Here is a 13,917-nt window from a genome sequence, read left to right as displayed (position 1 = left end):
ATGAAGCTCTAGTATTGATGACAAGAGAGTAGAGGGGCTAAAGGCTCTGAAAGGCTTGAAATCAATAGGTTTATGTATTTTTGGACTAGATAATTATATGATTAATTTTTAAGAATAAGTGTTCAAAAATATCTTTCAAATACTTACTTGTAGCAAAACTATGAATATTTTTAAAGGGTCGTGTCAACACTTTAGATATTTTGATGGGGTGTGTCAACAGTATAGATGGTGTTATGAATAAAATAAGATAGAATTTAAAAGGTAAAATAAAATGACAGAAAAAGAAAAGAAAGTATATGAAATATTACTTACTCCTATCATATGTGATAATAGTGTTAAAAAAATATGTATGCAAGACAATATTATATATAGTCCACAGCTATACAATAGTAATTTAGATGAAGATATGTCAGATTTCAGTGTAGGTTTCTATGAAATAGTATATAAGGATATTTTAAAGGAAAATAATAGAAAAATTCTAAAAGAAAACGGAAAATATATAAATGAGAATTATATGGGAGATACTATGCATTCATTTAATTCTTTGGCGAATATAATTTTGGATAACAAATCAAAAATCAATCGAAGTCCAAAAGAAATGTGGCCTGAAGAATTAATTGATTATCATTTAAAATACCATTGTTTAGCTAATTTTTGGATTATCCCTATGTGTCATGGAAGAAAAAGTGCAAAGCTTAGCTGGTACGATTCCTTAGACTACTATTTGGAAGAAGTAAAAAATTATTATTTAGGAGAAGTTGAGTCAAGTTTTATAGAATCACAAGGATATTTTAAAAATTTTACGTGGGAATCTTTTTTAGATACTCATGGTCTGTCGGAATATAAAATGATTGATGATCCATTAAAAATATACAAAGAAAAAGACAAGAAAGCTTGTCTTGATGAAATAGAAAGAATATATGGATTTTGGGAAAATAGATCTAGCCAAATAGTAAAAAACTATAATGATGAACTATATAACTACTTTAATGGTCTAGGGTTAATAAATGATGGTGAGATTAAGAACTAATAATCATTATTTGACATACTTATTTATCATTTGTTAGTTCTAGTCTATAAATGCTGTCTGGATAAAATGAAATCATGCTTAGGTAAGCAGAGAATGAAATCTTGAAAGAAAGATTAAAAGAGATGAGAGTATTCTTTAAGAAAAGATATTAAGATTAATAGTTTGATGATGTTCTATTAAGAAAATTAATTTAAGGGAGATAAAGATGGAGCACGATTGTGTTTTAGAAAAGAAAATAAGCGGTTCAGATTTAGAGCTGCAGCAATTATAGTCGAAGATAATTGTGTCTTGTTTGCAGGAAATGAAGTTGATGACTATTACTACTCTATAGGCGGAGGAGTTCATTTAGGAGAAACATCGGAAGAAGCTGTAAAAAGGGAGGTATTTGAGGAAACTGGAGTTGAGTACGAGGTAGATCGTCTTGCCGTGATACACGAGAATTTCTTTGTTGGAAGTTCTGATTTAACAGGCGTCGATTGCCATGAGATTGCCTTTTATTACATGATGAAACCAAAGGGCAATAAGAATCTTAATAGCCAGAACCTTACTAAGGGTGGAGTAAAAGAGTCTATGCAATGGATACCAATTGATGAGCTTGAAAAATATAATGCCTATCCTCCATTTATGAAAGAATACCTTAAATCTAATCATATCGGAGTTCGTCATATCATTACAGACTTATGTTGCAATTTCACTAATGGTTTATTATCGTTATAAAAATGGCGATTTTAGTGTGGAAAGTAAACAAGAATTAAGAAAGTATATTGTTATTGCACAATTTAAGCAAATCTTTGGTGCGGCTTCTAATTCTGAACTTACAATATTCGTGAAGCTATTAATAAAGTTGTTGGAAATTCATTAAAAAAAGAACCACTTTCTTCGATATGTTCACTTTAACAGTAAAACTCCTTGATTTATTCCCTTATAATTCGATACAATAAATTAAGGCAGATATCAAATCGGAATAATCGAGCCAAGTGCTAGATATTGATGACATAGGAAGTTTTTGTAGGAATAAAATTAGAGTGGAATATCTGAGAGTGTGTTTAAAATAAAACTGTAGTATTCATAGGAGAAATGATGAATAAATTTGAATATTTATATCATAAGAAACAGTTATTAGAAAAAGAAATTGCAAAAAATGATCTGTTCAAGTTAAGTAAGAATGATGCAATCCAGTGTGTAATGATAAAAGTGGGTATGCTATTTTTGTTTTTTGAAAAAGGTGAGCATGATAAAAAACAAGAATATATGAAAAAGTTGATTAGAACGAATGCAACATATATAGAGGAGATTGCTTTTTTTCAAGAGTCGCTAAAATGGATATGTAGGTGGTGCTTGGAATATTGTGCTAAAGAAAGTGAATATAATCAAAAAATATTAGCAAATCAAGTGTATGAATTAATGGGATTAGCATATGCATATGATGAGTTTGTTAAATATTCTTTTTATCATAATAAACATATAGTATCCTACAATATGTTTGGAAATAGTATACAGTTTGATTATGTAAATGAGGAGAGTCACCAAGTTCATGAGTTATATGACACGTTGAATCGAAAGCAGTCTGAAAAAAGAGTATTATTAGATAGTTTGATTAAGAATATAAATGCTTCTGATGTGGAAGTAATAGAAACTATTCATAGAAGTGACTTTAGTTTTAATTACAATTTTAACTTTGGAGAATTTACTTTGAACGATTATGAAGAGATTTCTTTTGTGCTGAATAATTACATAATGAGAAAATTGCTTTATAATCATGTAAGAATACCAGGAGATGAAGGCATTTCCATATGGGAAAAAGAAGAATTGGTCAGGATGCTAGCTGAAGAATCGGGGATATCTAAGAAAAAAGTGGAAGAAATAATTGATTTTTTCCAATATGATGTAAGAGATAAAAATGCGGATTTGTCATTAAACTATTTTTTTGAATTAGATAATAATAGAATAATGCTTTCAGAGGCAATATTTAGTATGCAAAGACCGGCGACTAATGCTTTAAGAATTTTAGCTAAGCATCAATCTAAACTATATGAGAAAGAACAAAATATGTTCGAAATAGAGCAAAAAAACAGACTAAAAGAAATTGTAGAGGAAAGATTTTTAGTTGCCCAAAATTTGACTAAAGAACAGAAAATTAGGCCTGGAATGGATATGCTAGTTTATGATAAGAATAATAATCATTTACAGGTGTTGGAATTAAAGTATAAAATTCCGGTTGACTCTGAAAGAGATATAACTAATTTAGTTGAGATGTTGGAAAAAGCATATATACAGCTGGAATGGGCAAAGAAATATGTTGATGAACATGATTACATATTAGAAGAATATTTTGGAACTGAGTATACTGGAATAATTCCTAAGGAAGTAGATTGCTTTGTGGTAACTAATTATTCGATTGGAACAGTAACGAATTGTAAATTACCTTCACCTATCTTACTGGAGGAGCATTATTTGCAATTGATGCAGAAAAATGCTGGAATGCAGCATGTTCAAAAAGCACTTAAGGACAAGAAAAAATGTATTGTTGGAGAGATAAAAAAACGTTATGCTAGGTACAGCTTAGTTGATTTCAAAATTAAGATTCCGGAAACACTAAAGGTGTAAAGGGTGTGGAATACGATTTGATAAATTGGTAATTTGATACATGACATCAAATCGGAAAAATCGAGCCATGCGAAGGTTCTAGTATTGATGTCAAGAGAAAATGAATAAGAATGATTTGAAAAGCTTTAAATTAATAATTTTCGATTCGTTTTACTTGCAAAAATTAAGAAAATTGTTTAATACTTTGAATATTTGGTAGGTCATGTCATCGGTATGGATGGAATTAAAAGGCTAGAATAAATTTGAATTTATGGAATAATTCAAAGGATGGGTTATGGTCAAATCTATCTTGATTCAACAGCTTATAGAAACATTGATAAGGATTAAGCTTAGGCTTAAAGGTAGTAGCATATTGGTTTATTTATGCTTATACAAAAGAAGATGCAATAAAAGAAGCGGACTTTTTTAATAAGTGGATTTTAAGAAATAAGGGAAAATTAGAGTTACCTGTATTTGCAGATTACGAGTACGACTCTGAAAGATATGCTAACCAAATGGGAGTTGATTTAACTAAGTCTTTGAGGACTGAAATAGTTAAAGCATTTTGTAAAAGACTTGAAGAATATGGTTGGTATATAGGAATTACTGTAATGTATATTACTATCAAAACAAATGGTATCAAAAAGTATTAGATAGATTTGATTTATGGATAGCAGATTGGAGAATGCATCCTGATAAGGAGATAATTAAGAAATCAGGAATTTGGCAATATACTTCAACTGGAAGAGTAGATGGAGTGAATGGAAATGTAGACATAAATATTATTTATAAAGACTATCCATCAATAATAAGAGAATATGGATTAAATGGTTTTAGGAAAAAGAACAATAGAAAAACTAATGATGACTTAGCTGATGAGGTTCTAAAAGGTCTTTGGGGAAATGGTGATAAAAGAAGATATAATCTAATTAAAGCTGGTTATAATTATGAAGAAATTCAAAAGTTAGTTAATGAAAAACTTAGAAGAAAAGACATCAATAAGATAGCAAGGGATGTAATTCAAGGTAAGTTTGGGAATGGATTAACTAGAAAAAGAAAGATTGAAGCCTTAGGATATGATTATTTAAAGGTACAAAAGGAAGTAAATAAATTAATATGAAAGATAGAGTAAGCCTACGGATTAAAATCTGTAGGCTTATTTTTTATGGTATAATAAATACAAATTAGAATTTGTGGGGGGCAGAATGTATAAAGAAAATAATAAAATAGTTTTTTCAACTAGAGTGAAAGAACTTTTTATAGACTGGTTGGTCATAAGTGCATATCTGGTATGTCTATTTATCGTTTGTATTTTATTTTACAAATTGGTACTAAAAGGAATCCATGCATTTACGCAAATACAGTCTCAGATCATTGTTTTTGTTTCGTCCGTACTTCCGATAATACTTTTTTTTACTTATCTTGATTATAATGGTGGAAGTATTGGAAAAAGAAAGATGGGACTAAAGCTGGCTTATAAAAATAAAAACTATAGCTCTGCTTTAGTTCGAAATATAATAAAGTTTTTACCATGGCAATTAGGGCATATGGGGACTATCGGGGGGATGTATACCGGCTTCGATACTATTAGTATAGTTTTGGAGGTATTATCAGTTGGACTCATGTTGGTTTTATTTTTCATGGGAACCATAAGAAATGATAAAAGACATTTAGGGGATTTAATCGCTGGAACTCAAGTTTTGATAGGAAAATAGATTTTAATTATTTGAGTTCAAATATTCAATTTACTTCAACAAATTCCAGTTTGTTGAACTAAAAAATAATATTAACTCTTTAACATAATGACTTACGAGTTTTTTCTCGTAGGTCTTATTTTTTTACTCAAAAATGACCTAAATGTCCTAGGGATAGTGAAGAAGGAATTTAGAGCATGGAGGGTAAAATGGATAGTAAAAAAACTTACGAAAATATAGAAAAAGAATTAGACTTTTATATTTCAAGTGAAATACTTGTAGAAATGTTTTTATTAGAGCTAATTTCACTTGAAGAATATGAAGAAATCACTTGTTACAATATAGAAGAATTCACCCCTTTTTTAGGTGAAATAATGCGATAAAGCTTGATAAATAGCTATTTGTACGGGAATGTGTTACTAGCAAAAAAGGAGGTGAAAGACAAGTGAGAATAACAAAAATAGATGCTAAAAATGAAAAGTATACTGACAAGAAAATTATAGTTGCAGCTTATGCTAGGGTTTCAACATCTGAAGAAGATCAGTTGATAAGCTTAGAAGCACAAAAAGCATACTATGAAGAATACATCAAATCTAATCCGGAATGGTTATTTGCAGGACTTTACTATGACGAAGAAATTACAGCAACTAGAGTGAAAGGTAGATTTGGATTATTAGATTTGCTTGAGGACTGTAAAGATAAAAAATTGATCTGGTAATAACTAAATCAATATCTAGATTTGCAAGAAATACAGTTGAATGCCTTGAAATGATAAGGTCTTTATCAAAAATAGGTGTGGCTGTATATTTTGAGAAAGAAAATATCAATACATTATCTATGGAAAGCGAGCTACTTCTTAGCATACTATCTTCATATGCTGAAGACGAATTAAGGTCAATTTCTGAAAATAATAAATGGTCTATTAGAAAGAGATTTGAAAGTGGAGAGTATAAGATATCAACTCCACCTTATGGTTATGACGTAATTGAAGGGAAATTAGTAATAAATGTAGAAGAAGGAAAAGTTGTAAAAGATATATATAAAATGTATTTATCTGGAAATGGACTTTATACTATTGCAAAGCATCTTATTAAAAATAATATTAAAACTAAAAGAGGAGGTAAATGGTCAAGTACCACAATAAAAGCAATACTATCTAATGAAAAGTATACAGGAGATTCTTTATTTCAAAAGACATATACAGATGAAGGCTATAAAAGAAATAGGAATAATGGAGAACTTCAAAAGTATTTAGTGAAAAACAGACATGAGCCTTTAGTATCTCATGAAGACTTTAATAAAGTAAAAAAGTTACTCTATCAAAATGCAAAAGAAAAAGGAAATGGTAGGAATACTAGTAAGTATCAACAAAGATACACTTTTTCAGGAAAGCTTATTTGTGGGAAGTGTGGATCAAAATTAATAAGAAGACATCACTATTCTACATATAAAGACTATATTGCTTGGACTTGTAAGAAACATTTAATTGAAAAAGACAAATGCGATTTAAGATATATTTTAGATAGCGACATAAAGTTTGTGTTTATGAAAATGCTAAGAAAACTAGCCTTTTCAAAAGATATAATTCTAAAAGTCCTCTTAAGTGATTTAGAAAAAATTGATGATAAGGGCTTACTATTAAAAATTAATGAGATAAATAATAAGCTTGAAAAGTTAACTGAAAGAAAGCTTACTTTGTCATCAATATTTTCTTCAGGACTAATAGAAACATCACTTTATGCAAAAGAAAATAATGAAATAGCTTTTGAAGAAAAAACATTGATTTTAGAAAAAGAGAAATTAACTAGTGGGGTAAAGCTTGATAAAAGAAAAATCGAAAGCTTAAAAGATCTTATTAAACTTTTAGAGAATAATAAATACTTAGAAGAGTTTGATGGGGATGCATTTAAAAGTATTATAGACAAAATAGAAGTAAAAAGTAGAACTTCTTTTCTAATCCATTTACGATGTGGACTTGTTTTGAAGGAGGTGCTTTATGAGTAGACATTTACCATATGGATATCGTATAGAAAATGGAGTGTGTGTAATAGATAATAAAGAAAGTGAGATATTAAAAAAGCTATTCCTCTCATATCTTGAAGTTGGAACATTACTTGCAGCATCAGATAAATCAGGCTTTAATACAAAATCCCATGCATGTGTAAAAAGAATCCTAATAAATAAAAGATATCTTGGAGATGATTATTATCCTAAAATTATAGAAAAAGAATTATTTGAAAAGGTAGATTAAAAGCTAAAAGAAAAGCATAGAAAAGGAAAGCCTAGTAAAGAAAAAACATATCAAGAAATTATAGGTTTTGGTATAAAAAAGAAAGAAAAAAATATTTTAGATCCTTTTGAACTTGCAGCCTATAGATACAGCTTAATAGAATGCGAGGTGAAAGATGGAAAGTAATGTATTTGTAATTCCAGCAAAAAAGAAAAAAGGAAATATATTAAACAAAGAAGAAAAGAGAAAGCTAAGGGTTGCTGCTTATTGTAGAGTTTCAACTGATACAGATGAACAGGCTACTAGCTATGAAACTCAAGTAAATTACTATACTTCATATATCAAAAATAATCCAGATTGGGATTTTGCAGGTGTATATGCTGATGATGGTATCAGTGGAACTTATACAAAAAAGAGAGATGGATTTAATAGCATGATTGAAAGCTGTATGAAGGGCGAAGTTGATATGATTATTACAAAATCAATCTCAAGATTTGCAAGAAATACAGTAGATTGTCTTAATTATATAAGAAAATTAAAAGAGAAAAATATTCCAGTATTTTTTGAAAAAGAATCAATTAATACAATGGATTCTAAAGGTGAGGTGCTATTAACAATAATGGCATCTCTTGCTCAACAAGAAAGTCAATCTTTATCACAAAATGTAAAGCTTGGATTTCAGTTCAGGTTTAAACAAGGAAAGATATCAGTTAATCATAATAGATTTCTAGGTTATACAAAAGATGAAGATGGAAATCTTGTAATAGAACCAGATGAAGCTAAAACTATAAAAAGAATATTTTTAGAATTTTTAGAAGGATCAAGTTTAAGAGATATTGCAAAAGGTCTTGAAAAAGATAATATCCTAACAGGAGCAGGAAGAAAAAAGTGGATTCCATCTAGTGTAAGGAGAATTCTTACAAATGAAAAATATATGGGAGATGCATTACTTCAAAAGACTTATACCGTAGACTTTCTAAACAAGACAAGGGTAAAAAATGATGGTATTGTACCTCAGTACTATGTTCAAGACAGTCATGAGGCAATCATACCAAAGAATATTTTTATGAAAGTACAAGATGAGTTAACTAGAAGGGCAAATATTAATGAAGGTAGTAATAAGAAAAGAATTTATAGCAGCAAGTATGCACTATCAAGTCTAATAAAATGTGGAAAATGCGGAGAAATTTATAGACGTGTAGTGTATACAAATAGGGGTGTAAAAGTACCAGTTTGGAGATGCTTAACAAGAATAGAAGAAGGACCTCATACATGTGATGCAGAAACTTTATCTGAAGAACTAATCCAAGAAAAAGTGCTAGAAGCAATTAATAAAACAATTGAAGGCAAGGAAAAGATAAAGAGTATTATAAAGAGTAATATTGAAAAAGCCTTAATAAAAAAATCAGGTGATGAGATACTAATGCTTGATCAAAAGATGCTAGACCTCCAAAAGGAAGTATTAAAAAAAGCAAATGCAAAGGAAGATTATACTGATTTGGCTTTGAAGTTAGAAGAATTAAGAGACGAAAAAAGTGAGATAATGCTTAAAGCTGCAGAAAATGAAAGCTTAAAGGAAAGGCTTAAAGAGATGAAAGAATTTCTTGAAGAAAAAGAAATTAGGATTGATAGGTTTGATGATGTTCTAGTAAGAAAACTAATCGAAAGTATTGAGATAAATGGAGATGCAATCCTAGTTGAATTTAAGTCAGGGATAAAAATTGAAGTTAAATAGATTAAAGACTCTATGAGCAGGTAGAGTCTTTTTTTTTGTATAATATGTATAATAAAAGTGATAAAGTTACATTTTTATTGATTAAAGTTTATTTTGAGTATAGGAAGAATGATTATAAAGCAAAATAGGGAGGTTTAATTATATGAATAATAAGATTTTTACTGATTTTTATTTTTCAAAGGATTTAGAAATTCATTCTATTGATGAAGTACAAAGAGAATATGAAGAAAAAAATGGAGATATTTCAAAATATATAGATAGCATGTTTTGTCCAGAATGTAAACAAGCTGAGTTAAGTTTCACCCATAAAACATCAAAAAAAAGAGCATATCTATCAAAATTGCCATCATCAAATCACCTTGATTATTGTTCATACAATTATGAATATGCTTCTAATAAACTTACTAAAGAATATATTAGCTCATTAAGCGATAATCAAATAAATGATAAACTAGAATCTGTGCTCAATTCTATATTAGGAAGAAAAAAAGGTGACAGCACGATAAAAGACATGATGTCTTTATCTAATAATCCATTTTTAATAGAAGATAAAATTAATTATAGTAAATCAAAGTATAAAGTAATTTCTAGAAAGAGTTTAAATACTTGGATTGATAAATCTGAAGATAATAAAATTTATATATTTTATGGAAGAGTGAAACTTGAAGTAGAAGAAATAAATGGTAAAGGGTACTACAATTTATTAATTAAAGTTAGAAAAAATAAAGGTTGGAAAAATAAGATAAAAGTATTTAGAGCGAAAATGAAAGACAATATTGATATTGATATAATATATGATATTGCAATATTTGGACATGTAGAATTCTATAAAGGCTATCCACAAATTAAAACGGAAAAATTAAATTCAATTAAATTTAGAATAAGTACTATTTAGTCATTTTTACATCTTAATAAATATTTCCCGTTGACATAAATTTTTTATTATGTGAATCTATTATTAACACTTAAAGGTTACCGTAACCAATATGATAAAATTTATCATAAAAGATTGTAATAACATTTTTTAGGGGGAATAAATGTATCACTCAAGATGGCGAAATAGTCATAAAGAAGCTGGTTATAAATATGGATGTATGCTCTACAAGAATGGAAAGAACATTGATTTTGACAAACTATTAGACGAAGAAAAACTAAATTATGGAAGAGAAGTATATCCTATTTATGAAAAGTATTTTCCAGAAATAATTGAAGAAATTAGAGGCTTTGGAGAGGGATTAAAGCAAGATTTTGATAAAGTATTTGCTTTTTTAACTAGCATGTATGTTTTTACATATGAAAATTATTGTTCATGTATAGGTATTTCTAATGACAATGTAATATTCCTAGCTAGGAATAGTGACTTTGATAAGTCTATTGGTAAATTGACGGATAGTGCATTCTATAAGTTGGATAAGGGATATTCATTTATTGCTAATACTACTGCTATGATTCAAATGGAAGATGGAATGAATGATAAGGGACTTGCATGTGGACTAACTTTTGTATATCCAACAGTAAAAGCTCTTGGATTTAATGCCGGATTTCTAATAAGATATATTTTAGAAAAATGTGCTACAGTAGATCAAGCTAAAAAATTTTTGGAAGAAGTAGAAATAGGGTCATCGCAGAATATTATAGTTGTTGATGCAAAAGGAGACGTGCTTTTAGCTGAACTTAATTCAGAGAATAAATATTTTAAAATAATCTCAGAGGGGGCCTTATTTAGAACTAACCATTTTGTATCCGAAGGTATGCAAGCTTTTAAATGTAATTTACAAGATGATATTAAATCACATATTAGATTTGATACTTTAATAAAAGAAGACTATAAAAATTATTCACTAGAAGAGATAAAAAAACTGTTAAGTGGGAAATATGGGTTTATGTGTCAATATGATAAGAATTTATCTTTTGATACTATATGGTCCTCAATTTATGATATAAATAATAAAAAAATATATAGATGTGAAGGAAATCCAAGTAAGAAAAGATTTGAACTTGATAAGAGGTGGTAGTAAGATTCGACATGTTTCTGAATACGTACTAGTATAAAACCCCCTATGACATGTTTCCCAATACGACAAAAATACTAAAAAAGCCTATGATATGTTTTTGAAAAAGTAAAAATAGGATTTTTATCTATAGTGACGACTCGAGCCACGTGGAGACGGTAGTATTGATGACAAGGTAATAGTGTATTATAGACTCTAAAAAGCTAGAAATCAACAGGTTTATGAATTTTAAACTAGATAATTATATGATTAATTTTTAAGAATAAGTGTTCAAAAATATCTTTCAAATACTTACTTGTATCAACACTTTAGATATTATGAAAGTGTCGTAGCAACACTTTAGATATTTAGGTAGGTCGTGTCAACGGTATTGATGGGGGCAAAAAGTAATATATCTAGGATTGTCAAACATATGTGACAAGAAAGCAATCTAATAATATTTTCAAAAAGCATAATTATAATTAACAAACAATGTATGTTTCTGTCAAGGAGAAAAGCAAAGCGTACCTTGACAGGGATAGGCATTGTTTGTAGCATTATGCTGCCTTTTTGAAATAACTTTCAACCATTTCGTTTGGTGTCTTAAATGACAATACTCTTCTTGCTATATTATTTGTCCTTACGCTATATCTTTGAAATGCCTTATACATTTCTTCTTCGCTCTTAAATCTTTTTTTACTGTAAAATAGATAATTATCTATTTTATGACTTCTTTCTAATACACCATTTTGCCAAGGTGAATATGGTCTTGTTTTTATATATTCTATTTCTAGATATTCCAATACTTTTTCAAATGCTGATTTCTTTTGTTCTCTATCATTACAAAATTCCTTGCCATTATCTGTCTGTACAGTTTTTATTTTGAAACCAAATTCTTTTTCCAGTGTTTTTAGCATTTTTGATGTTTCATGAGTACTATTTTAATTCACTAATTTAAGTTTTCTTTTTCTACTGTATAAGTCTATTGCTGTTATTTGATAATACCTTTCATAATTACTCTTAAATCCAATACATTCAAGTGGTACATATTTTACATCTATTTCTACATATTCACCTGGGTAAGTTCCTTTTAATGGTTTATATTTACTTTTTGGATAGCTTATTTTCTTCGGTTTCTCATAATTCTTAAATTTCTTTATTTGTTTACACATTGAACCATAGCTTCTTTTATATCCTGAATCAAGGCATTTTCTATATACCTGACCTAGTCCTTCATATTTGTGATATTGATATTTTTTTCTAAGTAATTCTATTTCATAGTTTGTATATTCATTAGGATGTCTATGTGGACGTCTTGATTTATTTGCTAAAGATTTTACTGTTCCATCATATTTTTTTAGCCATCTTTGTACTTGTTGTCTGCTAGTTTTATATCTTCTTTAAGCCTCTGCATTATTTTTATGTTTTATCCCATATTCCACAACTTTTTGACGAAATCTCATTTCTTCTGTTATACTAGTTTTTATAAGAAGCCTTTCTTTCTGATAATTTATTTTTTTGCTTAAACTTATATTACCAGATGGCTTCCTATTTTTTTATTTTTTTGTCACATATCTATTATTACCTAACAATTGGGAAACTTTGGATAGTAGTAAAGTTAATTTAGTTATTTCTTTATTAATTCCAGAAAAAAATAATGATGAACATTTAAAGATTTTGGCAAATATTTCTAGAAAACTTATGAATGAAAAAAATATTGAACTCTTAAAAAAATCTAACTCGAAAGAGGATATTCTAAGAGTTTTATCAGAAATATAAAAAATAAAAGAGCATAAATGGTGTTAGAGGATTATTTATTCATAAATACTACTTATGCTCTTTATTTTGTTTACAGTAGAAGTAAAAAATAAAATCCGAATTTTTTCTTCTATAAAATTTCTACTCCAAGTTTTTCATAATATTTCTTTACGTTATTGCTAAGCTTACTATCAGTAATTAGATAGTTAATTTCACTTAGATTACAGATGTTCGCTGCAGAATTTTTGTCGAATTTAGTATTATCTATTAGAGCGTAAATTTCATTAGATTTTTCTATGAATACTTTTTTTAATTGTACTGCATATATATTAAAATCATCTAGTCCATTTTCGTTGATAGCTCTTGAAGATATAAAAGCTTTAGTTATATTAAAATTATCTAAAATATAAACTCCCATAGTTCCTTCAACCCAATAAGAATCACTAGAAAGCAAACCACCAATTATAACAGTAGAAATATTTTTATTGCTTTTAAGTGTATCTGCAATTAAATATCCATTGGTAAGAACTGTTATTCTAAGAGAGGATTTAGCGATTAATTTCGCTAATTCATAACAGGTTGTGCTAGCATCTAGAATGATACACTCATCATTTTTAATTTTTGAAATAGCTTTAGATGCTATTTCCTTTTTCTCAGCTACACAAGTTTTAATTCTAGACTCAAATAAAGTAGATGAGGAGTTTTCATTATTAGATAAAGAAGCTCCGCCATGAGTTCTTATAATTTTACCTGCCTCAGCTAATAAATTTAAATCTGCTCTAATTGTAGATTTTGCATATCCCAAAGTAGAAGAAAGTTCATTAACAGAAATATGTTTTTTTTCTGATATTAATTTTAGAATCAAATCTAATCTTTGATTTTTTATCATATGT

Annotated in this window: 17 protein-coding genes; 14 read left to right on the top strand and 3 right to left on the bottom strand. The window is 28.3% G+C overall.

Annotation, left to right across the window (positions count from 1 at the left end):
- Positions 1–271 precede the first annotated feature (271 nt).
- The 13 genes from ABGF48_RS06760 (at position 272) to ABGF48_RS06700 (ending at position 11,290) form a co-directional block, all read left to right on the top strand.
- Positions 272–1,030, top strand: a complete 759-nt coding sequence (locus tag ABGF48_RS06760) for a hypothetical protein (protein ID WP_408105577.1) — start codon at positions 272–274, stop codon at positions 1,028–1,030.
- 288 nt (positions 1,031–1,318) lie between these two features.
- On the top strand, positions 1,319–1,747 hold the full coding sequence (locus tag ABGF48_RS06755; protein WP_408105576.1) for an NUDIX hydrolase: 429 nt from the start codon (positions 1,319–1,321) through the stop codon (positions 1,745–1,747).
- 363 nt (positions 1,748–2,110) lie between these two features.
- Complete coding sequence (locus tag ABGF48_RS06750; RefSeq protein WP_408105575.1) at positions 2,111–3,637, top strand: hypothetical protein; 1,527 nt, start codon at positions 2,111–2,113, stop codon at positions 3,635–3,637.
- A 494-nt stretch (positions 3,638–4,131) separates the two neighbouring features.
- Positions 4,132–4,269, top strand: a complete 138-nt coding sequence (locus ABGF48_RS06745; RefSeq protein ID WP_408105579.1) for a hypothetical protein — start codon at positions 4,132–4,134, stop codon at positions 4,267–4,269.
- Positions 4,206–4,736, top strand: coding sequence for a GH25 family lysozyme (locus ABGF48_RS06740; RefSeq protein WP_408105574.1), 531 nt, complete (start codon positions 4,206–4,208; stop codon positions 4,734–4,736). Before ABGF48_RS06745 ends, ABGF48_RS06740 begins: the two co-directional genes overlap by 64 nt.
- An 85-nt stretch (positions 4,737–4,821) precedes the next feature.
- Positions 4,822–5,331, top strand: coding sequence for an RDD family protein (locus tag ABGF48_RS06735; protein WP_408105573.1), 510 nt, complete (start codon positions 4,822–4,824; stop codon positions 5,329–5,331).
- Between the two features lie 188 nt (positions 5,332–5,519).
- On the top strand, positions 5,520–5,693 hold the full coding sequence (locus ABGF48_RS06730; RefSeq protein WP_408105572.1) for an SHOCT domain-containing protein: 174 nt from the start codon (positions 5,520–5,522) through the stop codon (positions 5,691–5,693).
- Positions 5,694–5,755: 62 nt separating this feature from the next.
- Positions 5,756–6,028, top strand: coding sequence for a recombinase family protein (locus ABGF48_RS06725; protein ID WP_408105571.1), 273 nt, complete (start codon positions 5,756–5,758; stop codon positions 6,026–6,028).
- Positions 6,016–7,314 (top strand): recombinase family protein, encoded by a 1,299-nt coding sequence (locus tag ABGF48_RS06720; RefSeq protein WP_408105578.1) that lies wholly within the window; start codon positions 6,016–6,018, stop codon positions 7,312–7,314. Before ABGF48_RS06725 ends, ABGF48_RS06720 begins: the two co-directional genes overlap by 13 nt.
- Positions 7,307–7,561 (top strand): hypothetical protein, encoded by a 255-nt coding sequence (locus tag ABGF48_RS06715; protein ID WP_408105570.1) that lies wholly within the window; start codon positions 7,307–7,309, stop codon positions 7,559–7,561. The genes ABGF48_RS06720 and ABGF48_RS06715 overlap by 8 nt, the downstream gene beginning before the upstream one ends.
- A gap of 154 nt (positions 7,562–7,715) precedes the next feature.
- A complete protein-coding gene (locus ABGF48_RS06710; RefSeq protein ID WP_408105569.1) occupies positions 7,716–9,275 on the top strand; it encodes a recombinase family protein in 1,560 nt (519 codons plus the stop codon).
- Between the two features lie 142 nt (positions 9,276–9,417).
- The gene (locus ABGF48_RS06705) at positions 9,418–10,170 is read left to right on the top strand and encodes a hypothetical protein (RefSeq protein ID WP_408105568.1); all 753 of its coding nucleotides are present in this window, start codon (positions 9,418–9,420) and stop codon (positions 10,168–10,170) included.
- A 142-nt stretch (positions 10,171–10,312) separates the two neighbouring features.
- Complete coding sequence (locus ABGF48_RS06700) at positions 10,313–11,290, top strand: C45 family autoproteolytic acyltransferase/hydolase (protein ID WP_408105567.1); 978 nt, start codon at positions 10,313–10,315, stop codon at positions 11,288–11,290.
- Between the two features lie 533 nt (positions 11,291–11,823).
- On the opposite strand, the gene ABGF48_RS06695 is transcribed toward ABGF48_RS06700, so the two are convergent.
- A complete protein-coding gene (locus tag ABGF48_RS06695; protein ID WP_408105566.1) occupies positions 11,824–12,183 on the bottom strand; it encodes a hypothetical protein in 360 nt (119 codons plus the stop codon).
- Positions 12,184–12,207: 24 nt separating this feature from the next.
- On the bottom strand, positions 12,208–12,438 hold the full coding sequence (locus tag ABGF48_RS06690; protein WP_408105565.1) for a hypothetical protein: 231 nt from the start codon (positions 12,436–12,438) through the stop codon (positions 12,208–12,210).
- 346 nt (positions 12,439–12,784) lie between these two features.
- Here ABGF48_RS06690 and ABGF48_RS06685 point away from each other — a divergent pair, with 346 nt between their 5' ends.
- Positions 12,785–13,045: a PTS sugar transporter subunit IIA gene (locus tag ABGF48_RS06685; RefSeq protein WP_408105564.1), complete on the top strand. Its 261-nt coding sequence runs from the start codon at positions 12,785–12,787 to the stop codon at positions 13,043–13,045.
- A gap of 109 nt (positions 13,046–13,154) precedes the next feature.
- On the opposite strand, the gene ABGF48_RS06680 is transcribed toward ABGF48_RS06685, so the two are convergent.
- Positions 13,155–13,913 (bottom strand): DeoR/GlpR family DNA-binding transcription regulator, encoded by a 759-nt coding sequence (locus tag ABGF48_RS06680; RefSeq protein WP_408105563.1) that lies wholly within the window; start codon positions 13,911–13,913, stop codon positions 13,155–13,157.
- Between the last annotated feature and the right edge of the window lie 4 nt (positions 13,914–13,917).

This window comes from Helcococcus bovis (assembly GCF_046035835.1).
Classification (GTDB): Bacteria; Bacillota; Clostridia; order Tissierellales; family Peptoniphilaceae; genus Helcococcus; species Helcococcus bovis.
The sequence above is the reverse complement of the archived record's forward strand: the minus strand, read 5'-3'. Positions and strand labels throughout refer to the sequence as shown.